The sequence below is a fragment of the Terriglobus sp. ADX1 genome (assembly GCF_036877645.1).
In the GTDB taxonomy this organism is placed as follows: Bacteria; Acidobacteriota; Terriglobia; order Terriglobales; family Acidobacteriaceae; genus Terriglobus.
This window is the reverse complement of sequence record NZ_JAEDXV010000001.1, coordinates 17,226-38,489: the sequence shown is the minus strand read 5'-3', so window position 1 is coordinate 38,489 and position 21,264 is coordinate 17,226. Positions and strand designations below refer to the sequence as shown.

19 protein-coding genes are annotated in these 21,264 nt (G+C 55.9%); 8 read left to right on the top strand and 11 right to left on the bottom strand.

Annotated elements, in window-relative coordinates; genetic code table 11:
• Positions 1-7 precede the first annotated feature (7 nt).
• The 5 genes from JAO32_RS00170 (at position 8) to JAO32_RS00150 (ending at position 5,396) form a co-directional block, all read left to right on the top strand.
• Entirely contained in the window at positions 8-877 is an 870-nt protein-coding gene (locus JAO32_RS00170) for a peptidylprolyl isomerase (protein ID WP_334236470.1), read from the top strand.
• Complete coding sequence (locus JAO32_RS00165; protein ID WP_334236468.1) at positions 877-1,842, top strand: formylglycine-generating enzyme family protein; 966 nt, start codon at positions 877-879, stop codon at positions 1,840-1,842. Before JAO32_RS00170 ends, JAO32_RS00165 begins: the two co-directional genes overlap by 1 nt.
• Before the next feature lie 229 nt (positions 1,843-2,071).
• Positions 2,072-2,455 (top strand): BlaI/MecI/CopY family transcriptional regulator, encoded by a 384-nt coding sequence (locus JAO32_RS00160; protein WP_334236465.1) that lies wholly within the window; start codon positions 2,072-2,074, stop codon positions 2,453-2,455.
• Positions 2,456-2,466: 11 nt separating this feature from the next.
• Positions 2,467-4,479 (top strand): M56 family metallopeptidase, encoded by a 2,013-nt coding sequence (locus JAO32_RS00155; RefSeq protein ID WP_334236463.1) that lies wholly within the window; start codon positions 2,467-2,469, stop codon positions 4,477-4,479.
• Between the two features lie 134 nt (positions 4,480-4,613).
• Positions 4,614-5,396, top strand: a complete 783-nt coding sequence (locus JAO32_RS00150; protein WP_334236461.1) for a hypothetical protein — start codon at positions 4,614-4,616, stop codon at positions 5,394-5,396.
• Positions 5,397-5,782: 386 nt separating this feature from the next.
• Here the strand turns inward: JAO32_RS00150 and JAO32_RS00145 are convergent, their stop codons facing one another.
• The 8 genes from JAO32_RS00145 to JAO32_RS00110 form a co-directional block, all read right to left on the bottom strand.
• Positions 5,783-5,953 (bottom strand): hypothetical protein, encoded by a 171-nt coding sequence (locus JAO32_RS00145; protein ID WP_198137541.1) that lies wholly within the window; start codon positions 5,951-5,953, stop codon positions 5,783-5,785.
• Positions 5,953-6,366: a DUF6677 family protein gene (locus JAO32_RS00140; RefSeq protein WP_334236457.1), complete on the bottom strand. Its 414-nt coding sequence runs from the start codon at positions 6,364-6,366 to the stop codon at positions 5,953-5,955. The genes JAO32_RS00145 and JAO32_RS00140 overlap by 1 nt, the downstream gene beginning before the upstream one ends.
• 19 nt (positions 6,367-6,385) lie before the next feature.
• Complete coding sequence (locus JAO32_RS00135; RefSeq protein WP_334236455.1) at positions 6,386-7,567, bottom strand: M24 family metallopeptidase; 1,182 nt, start codon at positions 7,565-7,567, stop codon at positions 6,386-6,388.
• Positions 7,568-7,656: 89 nt separating this feature from the next.
• Positions 7,657-8,220: a DUF2911 domain-containing protein gene (locus JAO32_RS00130; RefSeq protein ID WP_334236453.1), complete on the bottom strand. Its 564-nt coding sequence runs from the start codon at positions 8,218-8,220 to the stop codon at positions 7,657-7,659.
• Between the two features lie 66 nt (positions 8,221-8,286).
• Positions 8,287-9,153, bottom strand: coding sequence for a subclass B3 metallo-beta-lactamase (gene bla, locus JAO32_RS00125; RefSeq protein WP_443082562.1), 867 nt, complete (start codon positions 9,151-9,153; stop codon positions 8,287-8,289).
• 91 nt (positions 9,154-9,244) lie between these two features.
• The gene (locus JAO32_RS00120; RefSeq protein ID WP_334236449.1) at positions 9,245-9,844 is read right to left on the bottom strand and encodes a YciE/YciF ferroxidase family protein; all 600 of its coding nucleotides are present in this window, start codon (positions 9,842-9,844) and stop codon (positions 9,245-9,247) included.
• 134 nt (positions 9,845-9,978) lie between these two features.
• Positions 9,979-10,416, bottom strand: coding sequence for a hypothetical protein (locus JAO32_RS00115; RefSeq protein ID WP_334236447.1), 438 nt, complete (start codon positions 10,414-10,416; stop codon positions 9,979-9,981).
• A 99-nt stretch (positions 10,417-10,515) separates the two neighbouring features.
• The gene (locus JAO32_RS00110; RefSeq protein WP_334236445.1) at positions 10,516-11,778 is read right to left on the bottom strand and encodes an FAD-dependent oxidoreductase; all 1,263 of its coding nucleotides are present in this window, start codon (positions 11,776-11,778) and stop codon (positions 10,516-10,518) included.
• Positions 11,779-11,985: 207 nt separating this feature from the next.
• Here JAO32_RS00110 and ychF point away from each other — a divergent pair, with 207 nt between their 5' ends.
• The 3 genes from ychF to JAO32_RS00095 all read left to right on the top strand — a co-directional run bounded on the left by ychF (position 11,986) and on the right by JAO32_RS00095 (position 15,233).
• Positions 11,986-13,083 carry a redox-regulated ATPase YchF gene (ychF, locus tag JAO32_RS00105; protein WP_334236444.1) on the top strand — a complete coding sequence of 366 codons (1,098 nt, stop codon included), beginning with the start codon at positions 11,986-11,988 and terminating at the stop codon, positions 13,081-13,083.
• Between the two features lie 153 nt (positions 13,084-13,236).
• Positions 13,237-14,394, top strand: a complete 1,158-nt coding sequence (locus tag JAO32_RS00100; protein WP_334236442.1) for a GGDEF domain-containing protein — start codon at positions 13,237-13,239, stop codon at positions 14,392-14,394.
• A 65-nt stretch (positions 14,395-14,459) separates the two neighbouring features.
• Positions 14,460-15,233 carry an EAL domain-containing protein gene (locus JAO32_RS00095; RefSeq protein ID WP_334236440.1) on the top strand — a complete coding sequence of 258 codons (774 nt, stop codon included), beginning with the start codon at positions 14,460-14,462 and terminating at the stop codon, positions 15,231-15,233.
• 59 nt (positions 15,234-15,292) lie between these two features.
• Here JAO32_RS00095 and infB read toward each other — a convergent pair whose 3' ends face one another.
• From infB to rimP, 3 genes are all read right to left on the bottom strand, one after another.
• Positions 15,293-18,526 carry a translation initiation factor IF-2 gene (gene infB, locus JAO32_RS00090; protein ID WP_334236438.1) on the bottom strand — a complete coding sequence of 1,078 codons (3,234 nt, stop codon included), beginning with the start codon at positions 18,524-18,526 and terminating at the stop codon, positions 15,293-15,295.
• A gap of 174 nt (positions 18,527-18,700) precedes the next feature.
• Complete coding sequence (gene nusA / locus JAO32_RS00085; RefSeq protein ID WP_334236436.1) at positions 18,701-20,392, bottom strand: transcription termination factor NusA; 1,692 nt, start codon at positions 20,390-20,392, stop codon at positions 18,701-18,703.
• A gap of 153 nt (positions 20,393-20,545) precedes the next feature.
• Positions 20,546-21,151 carry a ribosome maturation factor RimP gene (rimP, locus tag JAO32_RS00080; RefSeq protein ID WP_334236434.1) on the bottom strand — a complete coding sequence of 202 codons (606 nt, stop codon included), beginning with the start codon at positions 21,149-21,151 and terminating at the stop codon, positions 20,546-20,548.
• Positions 21,152-21,264: the final 113 nt, after the last annotated feature.

Genomic DNA, 21,264 nt, shown 5'->3' with positions numbered 1-21,264 from the left:
TGTTGGCATGGCAATCCGCGTGAATGGAGAGATCATCAGCGACGAGCGATTCCATCGCGAATTCGTTGAACTGTCCGGTGGCCGCACTCCAGAGCAAGTTCAGGAACAAGCTCCCATGGATTACCACCGGCTACTGCAGACAGCAGAACGCAGCGCGTTGCGTTCTGTCCTACTTCATCAGCTTGCCGTTGCCGAGGGCATCACAGCCACTGAAGAGGAAGCGGAAGAAGAACGCCGCTCCACATGGGGTAGCGCTGCGAATCAGTCCTGCGGTATTGGAATTACCAGCGATATGACTTCGCGCCTGATGGTGAAGAGGGTACAGCACCACCTTACGCGGCATGTGCAGCGTCCTGATCGCCGCGAAGTGGAAGCCATCTATCGCAATAACTCTGCGGCGTTCACACTTCCAGAACGCTGGCTGGTTTCTCATATTGTTCAGATTGCCGAAACCGAAGCAGAACGCGCGAAAGCTATCGAAGTTTTGAAACAGGCTGAGAGTGAACTCAAGCGCGGTAAGTCATTTGCTGCTGTTGCTGATCGTTACTCCGATTGCAAAGGCAATGGAGGTTCGCTCGGCTGGATCAGTCGCGGCGCAATGGTTCCTGAATTTGAAGCGAAAGTCTTCACGCTGGAACGACGTCAACGCAGCGACATCTTTGAAACAACATTCGGCCTCCATCTGGCCATACTGCATGATTCAAAACCTGCTGGGTTGCAACCACTGGACGAAATCAGAACCGATCTTGCTCGACACATCTTCGAAGAGCGCAAGCAGGTGTTGCTGAATCAAATCACAGAAGACCTGATACGCCGCGCAAACATTGAAATGCTGCCGGACTCCGAACACAGCGTTACTGCTGGGGAGAAAATGTAATGAAGAAGAACCCATCTCCTTGCTGCGTCCCCAGCAAACAGCATGCCGATGTGTGGCAGGCTTCGCAACAGAATTCATCCTCACGTATTCGCGCTATCGGCGGCAGTACAGATGAAATGCTCCTCCTGCCCGGTGGACCATTCCTGATGGGTTCCGAGTCAGCAGACACGTTTCCGAACGACGGTGAAGGCCCGGTACGCCAAGTGACCGTCGATTCTTTCTGGATGGATCAGTACGCCGTCCGCAATCGCGACTTCATGAAGTTTGTGCAGGAGACGCAGTACATCACCGAAGCAGAACGCATTGGATGGTCCTTTGTTTTTGCAGGTGATCTTCCAGAAAATTCTCCTGCGGTGAACGCACAATCGGTTCACGGAACGGAATGGTGGCGTGTCATCGAAGGAGCCACTTGGCTACATCCTGAAGGCCCCGGTTCCAATCTCGCTGACCGCACAGATCACCCGGTCGTACAAGTTTCATGGAATGACGCAGCAGCTTACGCCGCATGGGCGGGTAAGCGCCTGCCAACTGAAGCCGAATGGGAGTTCGCCGCGCGAGGTGGCCTGGAACAAAACGCCTATCCCTGGGGAAACGAACTCACGCCCGACGGAAAGCATCTGTGCAACATCTGGCAGGGAGTCTTCCCTGTTTCAAACACGGCAGAAGACGGCTACGCTTCAACCTGCCCTGTGGATGCGTTTCCACCGAATGGATACGGCTTGTTCGGCATCACAGGCAATACATGGGAATGGATTGCAGACTGGTTTCACCCCACCTACCACCAGCTTGCAACCCGCCACAACCCGATTGGCCCGCCACAAGGAACAGCACGCATGCTGAAGGGCGGCTCCTATCTCTGCCATCGTTCTTACTGCAATCGCTACCGTGTCGCAGCTCGCAGTTCCAACACACCGGACAGCGCGACTACAAACATCGGCTTCCGTTGCGTCCGCGACATAGCGTGAACCTAAGGGACTGAGAACTAAAACAAACCGCAGGAAAGCATTTCCTGCGGTCCTATGTTTAAGTCGTCTTCTCCTCAGCTTGATTGCATCCCATGGAAACGTTCACTCGAACCCAAATGGTCTTCCCGCGGCAAATCTTGGCAATTTAATCAATCGCTTAGAATTCCGACAAACATCGTACGAAGATTTTCGTTGACATCTACGAAGACCTTCGGATATTGTCCTGTCCATGAAGATCACCAAGCAAATCCCAAAGCCGACAGAGGGTGAACTCGAACTCCTGACCATTCTGTGGGAGCGAGGCGAAGCCACCGTTCGCGACGTATTTGAAGCCGTGAATGAACGACGCCCCGTGGTGTACACGGGCGTGCAAAAACTCATGCAGATCATGCTGGACAAGGGGCTGCTGGAACGCGACGCTACGGAACGTGCGCATGTCTATCGCCCCGCCATCGCAAAAGAAGATACGGAGCGCCGCTTTATGCGTGAGTTGAGCGACCGCTTTTTCGCAGGTTCAGCGGCACAGTTGGCGCTGCGTGCGCTGGAGATGGAACCCGCCAGCGACGAGGATCTTCTTGAGATTCGCAGACTCATTGCAAAGAAGCTGTCCTAAAGGAGCCGGGGATGAGCGCTTACCTTGGAATACACACAGGCGAAGTGGTTGCGCTGGGATGGACTCTACTGCACTTCTGTTGGCAGAGCGCGGCGATAGCGCTGCTGTATGTTCTGGTAGATCGATGCACGCGCAGCGCCTCTGCATCGATTCGCTATGGCATCGCAGTGACTGCACTCGCGCTCATGCCACTTGTTGCAATCGCGACCTTTGTGGAACAGGAGCGACTGGTGGTTCCCCTGCAAAGCACCGTGCAGGCCTCTACGCAGATGGAGCAACAACTCCCCGTCATTGCCTCACGTCTGGGCAGCATGCACACGGCAGTTCTTGATGAACTTCCCTCTGCCGCCCCTGTGGTCAGCGGAGGCGAGCTTTGGATCGCAGAACACGCCGGATTACTACTGCCATGTATGGATGCCGTATGGCTTCTGGGTGTGGTGTTACTTGCAGTGCGTGCAGCAGGCGGATGGTGGCAGTTGCGCGGGTTGAAATTGCGCGCAAGCAACGCTGTACCAGCGGAAGTCCATGTGGCATTTGAACGATTGAAGCGCAGATACGCATTAAGCCGCGGCGTTCTGCTGCGTATGTCAGATGAAGTGATATCGCCCATGGTATTTGGCGTGTGGCGCACGGTAGTTCTCGTACCGCTGAGTGCAGTCGCACAGTTGACACCTGAGCAGATGGAGGCCGTGCTCGCGCATGAACTCGCTCATGTGCGGCGTTGGGATTACCTGGTCAACCTGATGCAAACGGTGACAGAGTGTCTGTTCTTCTTCCATCCAGCTGTGTGGTGGATCAGCCATCGTGTCAGAGACTTTCGTGAAGTGTGTTGCGATGAGGCGGCAGCACAGACCTGTGCGGATCCTGCGATCTACGCATCAGCCCTGCTGCAGATGGAGGAACAACGCTTCCGTCAACCGCAACTGGCAATGGCATTAAACGGCAATGGTGGAACGCTTTTGCAACGAGTACGGCAAATTATGGGAGAGAAAGCAATGGAGCAGAGACAGATGAGCGGAATCCGAATGATGACGGCAGGACTGGCACTGGTAGGACTGTATGCAGTTCCGCATGTAGCCCACAGTATGAAAATGGAGATAAAGCCGCAGGCAACAGTTGCGCCAATCGTAGAAGTAACTCCAGATGTGGCTGTACAACCTCCACCAGCAGTTTCCGTCGTGATGAAACCAAAGATCGACGTCGCAGCTGTCCAGTCAGTCGATGTGGATACTGCGGATGCGAACCCCATGCCAAATCCCGCACCAACTCCAAGCCCAATGAACGAAGATGGTTCGCAAGAAGTGAAGCAGAATGGTATGCAGTATCTCGATGCCATGAAGGCTGCAGGCTATCCGCTGGATCTCAACAACGATCTCAACGAAATCATCCATCTGCGCGCCGTGGGTGTAACTCCAGAATATGCAAATGCGATGGCACAATCCGGCATGGGAAAACCCACGCTGAAAGAATTGGGCACGCTGAAGGCCGTTGGCGTAACACCTGAATATGTCAGGTCACTGAAGTCTTCCTCTTCCGCGCCAACAAACTTTCACGATGTGATCTCCTTCAAGACCCTCGGCATAACGCCTGAATATGCGCAACAAGTTGAATCGTTAGGACTCGGCAAGCCCACCGTGCATGACCTCACCAGCATGAAGGCCGTCGGCGTCACGCCCGAATATGCTGCAGGATTGAAGAGCGCAGGCTTCACACCAAAGGATCTGCATGAACTGGTAAGCATGCGCGCTGTAGGTGTTACTCCGGAATACGCAAGCGCTATGGCTGCTGCGGGCTTCTCCGCGAACTCCACGCACGACCTGGTCAGCATGAAAGCACAGGGCATGACACCGGAGTATGCGAAGTGGCTGAAGACAAACTTCCCCAACGCAGACATGCACGCCATGCGCCAGGCAATCAACTTCCACATTGATGACAAGTTCATCGCCGATGCCAAGTCTCACGGCTTCAACGGAACTGACCTGGATAAGTTGACGAAGCTGAAGATGTCGGGCTTGTTGAACTAAAGTTCAGCGGCCCGAACAAACTCCCTAAACATTGCAAACGGTTAGTCGTTGCGGCGCACATGCTGCAACGGCGGAACCACGCCTTTTCCGGCGTGCATGACAGAGCACGCCCTCAAAAACGAGGAGACACGCTGATGAAACGTACATGGATCGCGCTGGTAATGATCGCTGCTTCTGCACCATGCATTGCACAAACCATCTCAGGAGTCTGCATGATCTCAGAGGGTCAACACAAAGACGGAACACCGGTAGCCAGAGTCATGCTTTCTGAAAACAACTGTGCAAGCGATGGCCGCAACTGCATGGAGATGTCGAATACATCCACCGAGTGGCGTCAATGGACTGGCGTTTCGCCGGAGATACTGCATCACGATAACGCAACGACAGATGCAAAGCTCGTCGGCGATGCAGGAACGCTTACATGCAATGGCATCGTGCATGACAGCATCCTTTCCGGACGGTTCAGTTTCGATGCGAATCCAACATTCGTTACAAACATGGCCGCGCTTGGCTTTGACGGCATTCTGCCACGCAAGCAGTTGGGCATGCTCATGCTGGATATCACTCCTGCTTGGGCAAAACAGATGCAATCGCTCGGCATTACCGAACTCAGTACGAACAGACTGCAGGGCCTGCGTGCCTTGCATGTCGATGCCGACTACGTACATGCAATGGCTGCAGCCGGCTATCCCGAATTGCGTGCAGGAAAGCTGACAGAGATGAAGGCTGTCGGTGTCACGCCGGAGAAGGTTCAAGAGGCGAAGTCGCTCGGGTTTCAGCCTTCAGAGCAAGACCTGATTCAGATGGCTGTCTTCAAAATCGATAGGCCATTCGTGGAACGGATGCGTGCGCGGGGACTGACAGACCTCACGCTAAAGAAGCTGATTCAGATCAAAATCTTCAAGCTGGACAACTAAGTACGAGAAATATCTGAAAGGAGCATACCCATGACATACAGGATACTGTTTGCGGCACTTCTAAGTCAGGTAGCTTGCTTGCTGGCGATGGCCGCGCCGATGGAATCCGTGGCACACAATGCAAGGCCCACAGACCTCAGAGCCAAATCAGAGCAAAGGGCCATACAGAATAGCCAGGGACTGCATCTGTCCATTCGCGGAGGCACGGCGTTATGGGCCTTCCAATTCGTATGCACAGACACACACTGCCAATTTCGCCATATTCGCGCATCGCGTCACGTACAACAGCCGGAATACATCGATCTGTCTGTCAGTTTGACATGCTCGGCGGAATGCATGGGACGTCCGAACACACCACTACAATCAGCTTCTGTTTCTGACGGACGTTAGTGTTTCAGAAGAAACATGCCCCAGCTCACTACGATTGCCGCCACCACAAATCCGCCGAAGCAAAGCGCTCCGAACCGGATCATGTTTTTGGGCTCTGTACGCTGGGTGATTCCAAACACAATCGAAGCGAAGAAGGCATATACCACAAGGGCTGCAAAGTGAGACATTACAGACCCTCCTTGCGACCGTTGGCCAACGACTGCGCATCCACCGCAGCCATCACGTTCAGCAGCCCGGCAACCACTGCAAACTTGCTGCCGTAGTCGGAAACCGTGTCCGTCAGCGCCTGACCGCCAAGACTAGCCGCATGGGCGATCACATACAGCAACGGCGAACCCATCTGTCCCACAAAACCCAGCAGATCCAGCACGTCGCCATTGGTGGCGGAATAAACCTTACCGTGCATCATCATGCCCAGAAAGAACATGCTTACGATGGAGACAAACAGTAGCGCCGCACGAATAGGCTTCTTCACCAGAACATGCCCAAGCCCCGGTACCAGCCAGCCAGCCAACAACACCAGCGTAGGAGACACTGCACTCTGCCGCACCGGCACACTCGTTGTTTGTGTCACTGCCATTCGTTGTCGATCATATCAGCTAGATCCGAACCAGTTCCCGCTGAATCTTCCCGGTAACAACCGCGCTGCCCGGTTTCGTCAACATGTCGATCTCGCTCCTCACCCCAAAGCACTCCGGCCCCGGCGGCAGATAGATGCCCGGCTCCACGGAAAAGCAGGTCATCGGGAGGATTAGGCGTTCGTCATGCGTCTCAAAATTGTCCAGATGAGCGCCCGCACCATGAAGTTCCGTACCAATGTTGTGTCCCGTGCGATGCGTGAACCACTGCCCAAACCCGGCATTGACGATCACCTGGCGAGCTGCGGCATCTGGTTCCCACCCCGCAACCGGCTTCTCCGCAGCAAACCGCTGTTCCACCAGCCGAATCGCCGCATCACGAGCCTCCACAACCGTGCGGAAGACGCGCCCTTCAAGCTCGGTGGGGTCACGATCCACAACACCGGTCCACGTAATGTCGTACCAGACCGCCGATGGATCGTCCTTCAGCTTGCCCCAAATGTCGATCAACACAAATGAACCGCGCTCAATGCTGGAGGACTTCCCTGCTACCGGTTCGTAGTGCGAGTCGGCTGCATTCGGCCCCACGCTGACGTTCGGCCCATGCTCCCACACAAGGCCTTCCTTCGCCAGCTCTGCCTGCAAAAACTCCACCATGGCGAACTCGTCTGTACCTGCGCCGCGGACACGCGATCCTATCTCGCGCCACGCATCTTCCAGGATGCGATCAATCTTCCGCTGTGCAATGTAATGCGTTTCCACCTGGTGCTCTGTCAACACAGCCTCAAACCGGCTGACCAGGTTGGCCGAAGAGACAATCTCCTTCCCCATGCCATTCAACACTTCGATGGTGCCGGCATCCACCATGGCCACATACATCACGGCGTTGCGCGGCGAATACTGCATGGCGATGCGCGTCGAGCCTTTGAGCATCTGCTCCAGCGCTGACTCCATCTCCTGCCATGTTGAGTACAGCACGCGTTCGCCCGGCAGCGTATCCAGCTTGCCCGCTTCAATGCGGTGATTCAGCTTGCGTGGCTCACCCTTCGCGGGGATGAAGTAAAACCATCGACGCGTAATGTGCATAGACGGATCCAGCCCCAGGATGCGGTACGCCAACGGGTCGCGCACATGGTGGTCATAAAACAACCAGCCATCCACACCCGCCTGCTTAAGAGCCTCCTGCACCTTCACAACGTCCATCACACCACCTCGCACTTCATGCTACGCGAAAAGCAAAACGCAGCGATGGGCTTACGCACCGCTGCGTCACACTGAGCTTGTTGTCGCAATTACTTCATGAAGGTTACGGGAACCCACACATCCGTGGTCTCCCATTTCACGTGCATCTCTGTGCCCTTCGCGGTGGTATTGCGGAACTCGATGGACATCATTTCCTGCGGTGCATCCAGCGTTGACTTCATCATTGGCACCTTGCCAAGATCGTCGGCCTCAAAGCGTTCCGTTCCCCACTGTCCAAGATGCTTGCAGAACACCAACTGCCATTCATCAGCAGAGGGGAGCGTGACCAGCGTGTATTTGCCAGCAGGCACATGCAGTGAACCCACCATCAGGTCAGTGTTCGTTTCAAAGAGCGTGGCCTCATTCGCGCCCGTACGCCACCAGGTGGTGTATGGCACTAGTTCGCCCATGATTTTTCGTCCGCGCATGCTGGGTGCGCCATAGTCCACCTTTACGGTGTGGCTACCAATGCTGGCCTCCGCCTGTTTCCGTGGGCTCGCCAGTGGAGCACCCGGCTTCTGCGGAGCCATCTCCATTCCACCCTGCGCCATTGCCGAAAGACTCAAGCCACAACACAGCAGCGCGGCGGCTACCACCAGCTTTCTGATCTTCATAAAGAACTCCTTTTTGCGCCTCTCACGTTATACGAAGCGAAGCGTGGGAAGACAGCAACCGCCACGTTATTTTTCAGACTTTTCCTTTGCTATCTCGGCTTCAAAGGCAGCCTTTTTCTCATTTACGGCCTGGTGATATCCAGCAGGGTCAATCCATACCGCATCACCTTCCTGCGGCCAGCGCGCCATCTTCCCCAGAAGATCGAAGTACACACCATGCGCACCAAGAAAGATGTCCACAGGAAGCGCATTCAACGTGGCAAATGTCTTTTGAAAATCCTGCTCAATGCCCGGATACGACGCAGGCTTACCCGGAGTGGAAACTAGCCTCACTGCCGGATTCCATGACATACCACCCACAATCACAACGTGTAGCGTACGTCCCTTCTCCTGCGTATCCATCGTCCATGTGGTGCATCCCTGCGTATGGCCCGCTGTCTTGTGCGCAACGATGGTAGTGCCACCCAACTGCACCTTATCCATGTCATGCAAAACGCGATCGACGTGTACTGGTGGAAAATGATCCAACGTGTGGTCATAGTCGGATAGGCCGCCATCTTCCATGACCTTCACATCGCCATCCATCACCATCAATTTTGCGCCTGTTTCCTTCAGCACTTCCAGAGAGCCAGCAGCATGATCGTAGTGCGACTGACTGCTGAGAAGAATCTTCGTGTCACTCCACTTGAAGCCAAGCTTTTCAATGCTGGCACGTATCTGCGGAGGCGACGTCACAAGATTCGCATTGATCAGAATGTTGCCCTTCGGCGTGGTGATCAGGTAAGCCGCAAGATCACGCGACCCAACGTAATACAGATTGCCCGAGATGCGAAACGGCGCAGTGGGCGCAACCCAATCTGCTTTGTTCTGAGCCATTGCAGGCATTTGCAGTGCGGCTGCTATCAGTACGGAACAGAGAATGCGAAGAGTCATGTGCCAAGGTTAATGGCATTCCGACTCAACAGTAAGACAAAAAAGAATCCCCACCCGCAGGATGGGGATAGCAATGTAAACGGCGGTGTGTTTAGCGCTTCCTGGCAACGGAGGGAGCGGCTTTCTTCTCGTCCTCTTTGCTCTTTTTCTCACTGTACTTTTCCTTACCGGACTTCGGCTTCTTCTCTTCTTCGTTCTCGGTCGGATCACCCTGCCTTAAAGCTGCTTTCAGCAGTGGTTTTGCCCCTGCAAAGATGGCCTTGGCGGCTGCCACTTCTTCGTTCAAATTTGCCTGTAACAGGCTGGCCACATCGCCAAGACCGAGTGATTTTGCCAGAGCAATCGACGTTGTGTATCCGGCGATTTCATAATGCTCTACACGCGCGCTTGCGCCGCAGATACCCAGATCGAAATTCGCGCCATCTTCATCCTTCTCCAGCGCGTCCTGTCCCTCTTCAATCAAACCTTCCATACCGTTACAGTGCTGACCGGTAGGTTTCTTACCAAGAATTTCAAATGCCTGCCGCAGGCGCAGCACCTGTCCTTTTGTCTCTTCCAGGTGATTGCTGATCAGGCTTTTCACAGACGCGTCCTTCGCGCCCTTCGCCAGCTTCGGCAAGGCCTTCACTAACTGATTTTCGGCGCTGTAGAGATCACGCATCTCATCCAGCAAAACATCCATCAATGCCATAGCTTGTCTCCCTGTGGCCCGATTTATCTACCGGACGCACACGATTGGAGCTACGAAGGGGAAGATGCGTTGCCAGCGCGACCTGGAACGAGCAAAAGATCCTTTATGTAATCAATCGAACATAAGCAGGAAGACTACTTACCAGCCACGTGCTGCTGAAACTGCTGAAGAAGCTGCGTCACCATGGACGGCCACGGAAGGTCTTGTTGTCCGGAAAGCGTCTCCACCCACACCAGACTTTGTTCGCCTCGACCACGCGACGGATCATAGATATTCAGGCGCGCCACCGCTACATCTCCCGGACCAAAATCGATGCGTCCACTGCGATCAATCCACATCAACTCAAAGACCAGGTCCGCGCGCTGTTCCGGTGCAACAAGCTTCTTGCCAAGATCAGCGACCAGCTTCACCATCTGTCTGCGTCCAAAAGAGTCCATGCGACCTGTATCCACACGAACATTCTTTGACACCGCAAGCAGGTGTTGAAATGCATTGCTGTTGCACTGGTAGTAGTCCGTCTTCTCCAGGGTGCATCCGGGCTGCGGCGCGTTCTGCGCAGACAAAGGAAGCATGAAAGACGCAAACACTATGGTGATAAGCAGACGGTAACAGCGCATCCTTTTCCTCACTCAGGCATTAGATGCGCTGTTCAACCGAATCAAAACATCGCCCTACGCTGTTACTTTTGTGCCACGTTTCGCAATAATGGGCTCCATGCGACCGTAAAGTTCCTGCAGTATCTTCACACCCGCCTCAGCGGCAGCACGATCAGGCGTTTCGTTGGCGTCGTTCCATCCTTCTTCTTCACCGCCAACATTCGGCTGAATCACAATGCCATCGCGCCGAGCAAGCAGGTTCAGGCCCTTGTATCCGATGCCATAGTTCACACCCTCCTGCGGTATGAGCCAGGCAATCTGGCCACGCACCGGAACGATGCTTTGGTCGCCCCATAGTGCCTTTGAGTCATAGCCCGTGCAGCAGAACACAACACGTTCTTTCAGCGATGCAAATTCATTGGGCGCGTGAAACTCGCGCATCTCAAGCCGCCCACCTGCAAGATAGAACTCCTGCATCAACAACTTCGCATAGCCCGCGACGTTAAACGTCAACGACGAATTACGACGCACATACTTCGTGGGGAAAGGCGTTGAACCAGGAGGCATGTCTTTGGACTTGGGAGTAATGTCCGCGATGCTTTGGCTGTAACGCGCGAACTCGTGCACCTGTTTTGTTTTGTCGGCAGGATCAGCGGCCGTATTCGGATCGACAGGGCGATTTCGATCGCGCGGCGGATCATCCGAAAGCTGATAGCGATCCGTCCACTCAATGGGTGAACCGGCTACTCCGAGATAGCTGTTGTACATGGCCCATGAAGTACGTGCCATGCGTTCCCACAACGCAGCGAAATCTGCAGGAGCATCCGTACTGAGCGCCACGCGCGAATCTGGCGTCCACGATCCAGTAGCGCGCACGCTGCGAATGTAGGGCGCGGTTTCTTTCGCGTAGATAGTTACCTTGTAGCCCATGCGCTGCGCGGTCAACGCTGTCGTCAGGCCAAGCGCACCTGCACCGATCACAGCGCATTCTTTCACACCCGGCGCGGCTTCCATCGCCTTACGTACGACTACATCGGCCGACCCCCATGAGAGCGACCATCCGCTACCACCATGACCGTAATTTGTAACCACGGTCTTATCCCCCACCTTCACCACGTCCATGCGTGGTCCCACTGCGCGAAACGGACGCAGACACACCGTAATACGGAAGATGCGATCCACATCTGCACGAATGGGAAGGATATTTCCCGGCACATCATAAAAAGGAAGTGCAGGAGCCGTTGCCATAGCAGGTGCTGCAATGTGCTTCGCGCAGCCTTGCAGCAGGCTCAAACCGGAAAGTGCTGCTGATCCATGAAGAAATGAACGACGGTCCATCGAAATCTCTCTCCCTTCGGGGTTGAAAGAAAACCATGCAAAAGTCGTGCGAATGCACAACCATGAAAATGTCTGCGGAATGAATTAGGCGTACTTCCTCACTTATAACCGACATTGCCGTTTTCACAGGTGGAAATCCTCATTTTGCCCGGAATCTCTGGCCGGAGTAGCGCATATTCCCTGCGTCGCGAGACAATAGAAGCAGTCATGGCATTGAACGTAGGCATCGTCGGTCTTCCCAACGTGGGCAAGAGCACCATCTTCAGCGCACTCACCGCAATTGAGGCCGTCGCTGCGAATTATCCCTTCTGCACTATCGACCCCAACGTGGGCATCGTTACGGTTCCGGATTCGCGGTTAAACCGCATCGTGGAGCTGGTCAAGCCAAAGAGCATTGTTCCCACAACCATCGAGTTCGTGGACATTGCTGGCCTCGTAGCAGGCGCCAGCAAGGGTGAGGGCCTGGGCAACCAGTTCCTCGCGAATATCCGCTCGACAGACGCCACCCTGCACATCGTGCGCTGCTTTGAAGATCCGGAAGTGATTCACGTCGCCGGCAAAGTTGACCCGCTGGCGGATATTGATGTCATCAATACCGAGCTTCTCCTCGCCGATCTGGACACCGTAGAACGCCGTTACGAGAAGGCACAGAAGCTCGCCCGCACATCGCAGGACAGCAAGATCAAGAACGAGTTCAGCGCTTTGGGCAAACTGCGTGAGGCCATGAATGCTGGCAAGCCTGCTCGCGCTGTGGAGTTAACGGATGAAGAGAAGCCGCTGGTACGCGACCTGTTCCTCATCACCATGAAGCCGACTCTCTACGTAGCGAATGTGGACGAAGCCTCTCTCGCTGGAGGCAATGAGCACACACGGGCCGTGGAAGCGCGCGCAGCCAGTGAGGGCAGCGACGTCGTCCGCATCTGCGGTGCAATGGAAGCAGAAATTTCGCAGCTCGACCCCGAAGAGCGCAATGAATTTCTTGCAAGCATGGGTATGCAAGAGCCGGGACTGGATCGCCTTATTCATGCGGCCTATCGCTTGCTTGGTCTGATCACATACTTCACCGCAGGTGTGCAGGAAGTACGTGCATGGACGATTCGCAAGGGCACAAAAGCACCAGGAGCCGCTGGCGTTATTCACTCTGATTTTGAACGTGGCTTTATCCGCGCTGACGCTTATAACTGCGAGGACCTTTTCACACTTGGCAGCGAACAGGCTGTGAAGGAAAAGGGGCTGTTGCGCAGTGAAGGCAAAGAATACATCGTTAAAGACGGCGATATTCTCTTCTTCAAGTTCAATGTCTGAAGAGCCTTTAACACTCTGATTTTTGCGGTGTCAGAAGCGATGCTACACACGGTGTCATTGGAAGAGCCTGATACCGTGTGTAACATCGCTTTTCCAATTTCATACTCTGTATCGACAGCATATGCAGCAGCAAAGCGTTTAGGATGATTCTGCATGGAAGCAATCATCCATTACGTGGAAGACCTTCAATTCGCTTGCTTCGCACTCGTCTTTAGCATCATGGCGCTACAGTCGCGCCGTGATCGCACGATTCGCTTTGTCTGCTGTAGTTATCTTCTGGCAACGTTGGTATCCATCATCGATGTCACGTTGCCGCATCCTTACAGTCCACTGACCAATGCTGGCATTCTCACCGTACTTAGCCTGCGTTATGCGGTACTGGCTGCAGGTCTGGTGTACTTCACACGGAACTCTGACTGGGCTTCAAAGGTCTCGTTCTTCCTTGCCGGAGTTTCATTACTGCTGACAGGGCTGTCGTTCACGCCGCTGGCAGGGCCTCGTCAGCTCGCCATCTATTACTTCGTGCTCGCGTGGCAGCAGGCGCTTCTTGTTCTTGTCGTCATGCGTTCCAACGAATCGTCGACGCGTATTCCTCGTGTTCTGTTGGCATTCTTGTTTCTGCTTTCCGTGGGATACCGGCTGAACCAATTACACTTTGCCCTGTCTCATAAGACGGCGCAGGACCTCTGGCTGCGCAACATTGGATTGTTCATCAACGGGACGGTGTTGAGCGGTCTACTTCCCTTCACCATCGTGTGGATGATGAACGCTCGCGATCACGCCAACCTGTTGCAGCAGAGTCTGCTGGATCCATTGACCGGGCTTCTAAATCGACGCGGCCTGGATGAGGCCGCGGATCGCGAACTGAAGCGTTACTCTCGCTCACAACAGGAATTCGTTGTGGCTGTAGCGGATATCGATCACTTCAAGAAATTGAATGACCAGCACGGGCATGCCTTTGGCGATGAGGTCCTGGTCGATTTCGCAGTGATATGTCAGACAGAACTACGCAGCTATGATGTCTCCGGTCGCAGCGGCGGTGAGGAGTTCCTGCTGCTGCTACCAATCACTTCGCCAGATGCAGCCATGACAGTACTGGAGCGCATTCGCAAACGCTTTGAAGCAAGCACACCGTTAGGAAGCGAGCCCAACACGGTAAGCATCGGTGTCACATCCACTCGCGGACGCGCCCATGTCACGTGGGCACAATTGCAAAAAGAAGCAGACAAGGCGATGTATCACGCGAAGCATCTGGGACGTAATCAAACCATCGTCTATGAAGCTGAGAGCGAAGTAACGCTAACAAACTGACGAGCCATGCAGACAAAGCATATTCTGCGATTCATTCCGTCGCTATTTTTGCCGATGTAGTTCGCATGGAACCGGCTTTTTGCGCCAACGAAGAAGAGCTCAGGATGGGCTTCCCTTTCAGCATGGCATTTCAGCCCATCGTGCATGTCAGCACGGGCAATATCTATGCGTACGAGGCTCTCGTCCGTGGCCCTCAAGGACAAAGTGCGGCCAGCATACTGGGACGATTGAAAGAGAATGACCAGTTTCTCTTCCATCAGAAATGCCGCAGCCGTGCGATGACGTTAGCGACAAATCTTGGCATTACAAAATCGAATGCCGCGCTGTCCATCAACTTCCTTCCGCGAGCAATCCGCACACCGGAAGCATGCAGCGCAATGACACGCGCCGCCGCTAACTCATTGAACTTTCCCTACGAGCGGCTGATCTTTGAAATGACGGACTCTGAGCGCCTACTCGATACAAAGCAAGTGAGAACTGTTGCCAACGAGTATCAACGCAACGGCTTCCGCATAGCCCTTTCGATTGACGATCTGCAGGCTGCCCTCTCAGAGAAGGCCATGCGCAAACAGATACGAGCTGACATTCTGAAGCTGAATATGTCGATCACACGCAATCTGCATCTGCATCCACGCTCACAAACCACCATCGCTTCCCTCCAAAACGTGTGCAATGCGGAAGGAATAGAACTGATCGCAGAAGGCGTGGAAACCCGTGAAGAGTACGTCGCTTTACTGCGTTGCGGAATTGAATACATGCAGGGTTATCTGTTTGCCATGCCCGGTTTTGAATCCCTGCCAAACTTCACACTGCCAACAGCTACTGGAATGTGCGCGTGAAACACAAAGAGAAGAGCCGGGCAAAAGCCCGGCTCTTCTCTTTGTAATGTTGGAACGAATTACACGGTAGCGGGTTCCGAGGACTTGGCCTCTGCCGCCTTGCGATCGGCAAGATTCTCGCCCAGTTCTGCAGCGATCTTCTCCGTGGAGAACGCTTCGATCAGATCGCCGACGCGAATGTCCCGAAGGCTGAGATCGATACCGCATTCCATACCGTTGGTCACTTCGCGGACGTCGTCCTTGAAACGCTTAAGGTTGGTGATCTTGCCCTTCCAGACTTCGGCGCCATCGCGCATCACGCGTACCTGTGAGTTGCGGGTGATGGTGCCATCGCGAACCACGCAGCCGGCAATCTGGCCGACCTTCGTGATCTTGAAGACGTTGAGCACTTCTGCACGTCCCAGGTAGTTCTCGCGGAAGACCGGATCCAGCAGGCCAAGCATGGCCTTTTGAATCTCGTCCTGCAGCTCGTAAATGATGGAGTGCAGACGGATTTCCACGTTGTCCTGGTCGGCCAGCTCTTGAGCCTTGCGCTCCGGACGCACGTTGAAGCCGATGATGACGGCGTTCGACGCGGTGGCCAGCAGCACATCGCTTTCGGTGATGGCGCCCACGCCGGAATGCAGTACGCGGACGCGCACCTTTTCCGTCGTCATGCGCTGCAGGCTGTCGATTAGTACCTGCACCGAACCCTGCACGTCGCCCTTGAGAACAAGGTTGAGATCCTTGACGCCAGCCTGCTTGATCTGTTCTGCAAGGCCTTCCAGCGACACACGGCTGCTCTTCGCAAGCTGCGCTTCGCGTTCCTTGAGCGTACGATAGCGCGCAATTTCCTTGGCGCGGTCGCGATCACTCATCACGATGAACGTGTCACCTGCATCTGGAATGCTCTCCAGACCAAGGATTTCCACCGGCGTCGAAGGTCCTGCAGCTTCAATCGAACGGCCACGATCATCGAACATGGCGCGGATCTTACCGAAGGTGTTGCCGACGATGTAGCTGTCGCCAACCTTCAGTGTGCCGTTCTGAACCAGGATGGACGCCACCGCACCTCGGCCGCGATCCAACTTGGCTTCAATAACGGTACCCACTGCCGGACGCTCAGGAATTGCTTTCTGCGCGTTCGTGTCGGCGACGAGGCAGATCATCTCTTCCAGACCGTCCAGGTTGATGCGCTGCTTCGCGGAAACTTCAACGAATTCCACGTCGCCGCCCCAGCCCACAAGCTGCAGACCACGCTCGGCAAGTTGGCCCTTCACCTTGTTGCTGTCCGCACCGGGTTTGTCGATCTTGTTGATCGCCACGATGATCGGCACCTTCGCCGCCTTCGCGTGATCGATAGCTTCAATCGTCTGCGGCATTACGCCGTCATCCGCTGCGACCACAACCACGACGATGTCCGTAACCTTGGCGCCGCGTGCACGCATGCGGGTAAAGGCTTCGTGACCCGGCGTATCCAGGAAGACGATCTCGCGGCCAAAGGCCGGCGAATCTTCCTTGGTGACATGCACCTTGTACGCACCGATATGTTGCGTGATACCGCCAGCTTCGCCGCTGGCGACATCGGTAGAACGAATCGCGTCGAGCAGCGAAGTCTTGCCGTGATCGACGTGGCCCATGACCGTGACCACTGGCGGACGAACGATTTCCGTCATGCCGCTGGTGTCCGTCAGAACGCCTTCGATTGCTTCGTTCTCAATCTGCTCTTCCACGGTCTGTATCTGTGCATCTGCGCCATAGGCGGCGGAGACAGACTTAACCAGCTCGTTATCGAGCGACTGGTTCACGGTGACGAATACACCGCGCATCAGCAACGTGGCGATCAGATCCTTGCCACGCAGACCCAACGCTTCCGCCAGATCCTTCACGGTGACGCCTTCCGTCACAGTAATGGTGCGCGTAATGGGCTGGTCGCCCATGGCAATCTGCGCTCCGCCAAATCGGGACGGCGGCGCAAAGCCCTTCATTGGGCCTTCTTTGCTCTTTTCGTAACGCTTCTTGTTCGCCGCGCCCTTCTTGGCTGCGGGACGCATGCCGGGCTTCTGCGCACCGGGCGTTCCCTCTGCAATCAGGCCACCACCACCGGGGCGAGGACCGCCAAAGCCGGGACGAGGGCCACCGAAACCAGGACGCTGGCCAAAGCCAGGACGTCCGCCCGGTCCGGTCGGAGGTCCGCCGGGGAACGAACGCGTCGGATGCATCGGACGACGGCCTGCAGGGCCACCGCCAGGACCACCATAAGGCGGACGAGGGCCACCCGGTCCACCGGGGCCAGCACCGGGAGCCCCCGGACGCTGGAAGATCGGACGGCGCGCCGGAACGTTAGCAGCCTGAGGCGGCGCCGTATACGACGGGCGTGGGCCGGTCTGCGGCATGATGACGCGACGCTTCGGCTCTTCAGGAGCTGCGGGCACAGGCGCTGCTGCTTCAGGAGCAGAAGGCGGAGTGGCCGGGGGCGGCGTTGCAGCCGATGCCGCTGGGGCGGATGCAGAAGCTGGAGGACGCGCAACCACGACGCCCTGTGGCGGAGGCGTGCCGCCGGCAATGGCCGGACGCTCTCCTGCGGGCTGTCCTGGACGTACCACCACACCCTGCGGAGGACGCGAGGCAATAGCCGGACCGTTTTTCGGCGCGGGATGCACAATGACCGGAGCCTGACGTGCCTGCGGAACGATCGTGCGACGCGGAGTCTCCGGCGTGGCAGATTCAGTACGTGGCTGTGCAATCTTCAGCGTCGGCATCACAGGGCGCGTGATGGGAGGACGGGAAGGCGCTACCGGAGGAGTCGTGGGCGCAGGTGGCGCAACGGGAGCGACTGGACGAACGACAACAGGCTTCTCAATCACTGGGGCTGCTGCCACTTCCACCGCAGGCGCAGGTGCGGCGACTACCGGAGCAGGAGCAGGTGTAGGAGCGGGCGCAGCTGGCTTGGGTGGCGCTACCACAGCAACAACTGGCTGCTTCGGCGGTGCCGACACGACTGCGGGCTTTGCCGGTACCGGAGCCTGAGCAGCCTGCTGCTCGGCCTGACGGCGTTCCGCCAGCATTCGCTGGATGTCGCCGGGCTTACGCGCGCTCGACAAATCAATCTTTTTCGGCTCAGCGGCGGGTGCCGTACGTGCAGGTGTGCGGCCACCGGTCAGGTGCCTGCGAACCTTGTCCGCTTCGTCATCCTCGATGGAACTCGAGTGGGTCTTCTTTTCTGTGACTCCGACTGCTGTAAGCGCGTCAAGAATTTCTTTGCTCTTGACCTCAAGCTCACGCGCCAGATCGTTGATGCGTACTTTGCTCATCCGCCCTCGTCTTACTCCGTTGCCCTCTGCTAGCTGTTCATGGCAGCTCCACTCCAGAAGGAATCAAGTCCAATACATTCATTATCGCTCAGGAGGGTACAATTCGCGCCTCCGAAGCACTTCAAAGCGCTGTGAAAGTCGGCGGCGCAGTCCTCCGCGCCGCCTTTCTTCACGCTAACCACGGGTGTTCTCATCCGGGTCGATGGTTTCGTTGCTGAATTCACCGGCCTGTTCGGCCAGATCTTCAATGGTCTGGTTGTCGTTTTCGATCATGGCTTCGCGCACGTCTGCGTCGCTTCCAAAACCGTCAAATTGGCCTTCGGCCTCTTCCCGCTCCAGCAGTTCGTCCGCGGATTCGCTCACTTCAATCGGTTCCACGCCATCCAGACCGCGTTCCGCGATGATTGCTTCCGGTGTCTTACCCATCAGACTTTCCTCCGATTCGTCGCTATCCGCATCCACCACATCGGTCGACGGCTCGCCGTCTGCCTCGGTAGGTGCTTCATGCGATACAGATGATTCAGATGCTCCGTTTTCGCCCAGCGACTCCGCCACAGCGCTCAGCGTGGCCGGACGCTCCTCGCCCTCTTCGTACTGGCCGAAGTAGTGGCGCACCGCAACCGCAATCTTCTCCACCGACTTTTCGCCAATGCCCGGGACCTCGCCCAGTTCCTCAGCGGTCATGTCCGAGAGGTGTTCGACGGTCGTGATACCGGCGGCAATCAGCTTCTCCAGAACACTTTCGCCAAGTTCCGTGACCTGCTCGATCGGAGTGGAAGGTCCGCCGCCAAGAGCAGCCATGGCCTGCTCCACTTCCTGGCGCTTCTCTTCTTCGCTCTTGATGTCGATCTTCCAGCCGAGAAGCTTCGCTGCAAGGCGCACATTCTGGCCCTTCTTGCCAATAGCCAGGGAAAGCTGCGTGTCGTCCACGATTACTTCCAACTGCTTCTCGCCAAGATCCGTAATGGACACACGGGATACCTTCGCAGGCTGCAAAGCCTTCTCGGCAAAAGTCGTGATCTCGTCGGAATATTCGATGATGTCGATCTTTTCACCGCGCAGTTCACGGATGATGGACTGCACGCGCATGCCCTTCATACCCACGCACGCACCCACCGGATCAACGTCCTTGTCACGCGAAACAACTGCGATCTTCGTACGTTCACCAGCTTCACGCGCAATGGCACGGATCGCCACGGTGCCATCGTAGATTTCCGGAACTTCGCTCTGGAACAGGGTCTGCACCAGCGCCGGAGCGGCGCGGCTCACAATCACCTGCGGCCCCTTGGCAGCACGGTCGACACGCAACAGAGCCACACGGATACGCTCGCCCACAGTGAACTGCTCCAGGCGCGACTGCTCACGCTTCGGCATACGGGCTTCGGCTTTGCCCAGGTCAAAGATGATATCCATGGGTTCAATGCGCTTCACCGTGGCGTTAATAATCTCGCCCACGCGATGGTTGTACTCGTTGTAAACCGTGTCACGCTCGGCTTCGCGCACCTTCTGGAAGATGACCTGCTTGGCCATCTGAGCAGCAATACGACCCAGCGGTGACGTGTCCTTGTAAAAGCGCAGTTCCGCACCAACTTCTACGCCCGGCGCCATCTCCTGCGCTTCGGTCAGCGTGATGTAGTTCTCAGGATCCTCTTCAATTTCGGCATCGTCTTCAATCACCGTCTTGTAGACATAGGCGCGAATTTCGCCGGTCTCTTTGTCGAACTCGCCGCGCATGTTTTCCTGCGTCTTGTAGTACTTGCGTGTTGCAAGTGCGATGGCGTCCTCAACGGCGGTGACCACGACCTCGGGCTCAATCCCCTTGTCGCGGCTCATGGTCTCAATTGCCTGATACAGTGCGCTTGCCATTGTTGTGTTACTCCTGCGTATTCAGTTGTGTTGTTGCAATCTTGTTTTTGATGCAGTTCTTAAGCCAGGTCAAAAACTCAGCAGCTCCTACCCGGGCGAAGTAGTCTTCGCACACCGCTGCAGGAATCTGCCGTGGGCTTTCGAGCGAACGACCTAGAACTCGGCCACCAGGTTAGCCTTCTCAATATCCCGCAGCGGAATAGTAACGGTCTGCGGTGGAGGCTCGGTGCCCTTCTTTTTCTTGCCCTTCTGCTTCACCGCAGAAAGGTCCAGTGTCACGGCATCGTCTGCAAAGGTCATGCGCCCGGTCAGCGTCTTCATGCTGTTGATTGGCGTGAACAACTTCACCGCAACGAGGAAGTCCTGGAATCGCTGGTAATCCGCTGGCTTAAATAGCCTGCGCTCAATACCCGGCGATGAAACCTCCAGCACATACTCCTGCGTTCCGGGAACAAGTTCTTCCACGTCCAGCACGGTGCCGAAATCCTGCGCAAAGACCGCGCAATCCTCATGCGTCACGCCGGATAGCGCCTCTATAGGAACACCGCTGGGCAGGCCAAGCGACTCCGCATCCGGATCATTCGCGGCTTCAGCAGCCTTCGCCTTCAGAGCTTCGCGGCCAGCAGCGTCTTTCTCAACAAACACGCGGAGAGCACGTGCCTTACCAGCGCCCGTGAAGTCGACTTCAACAACTTCAAGCCCGTGGCTTGCCGCAACGCGTTCTGCCGCGGCACGGATTGCATCCATGGAAACTGCCATTGCGAAAAGCCCTCCTTCACGGCGAAGTGCCGCAGAAATCCAAATAAACCAAAGAAAATGGCGGGCTCTCGCCCACCAGTCGTTTCGCCGAGGGTTGAATGGCCTGGCGGGAC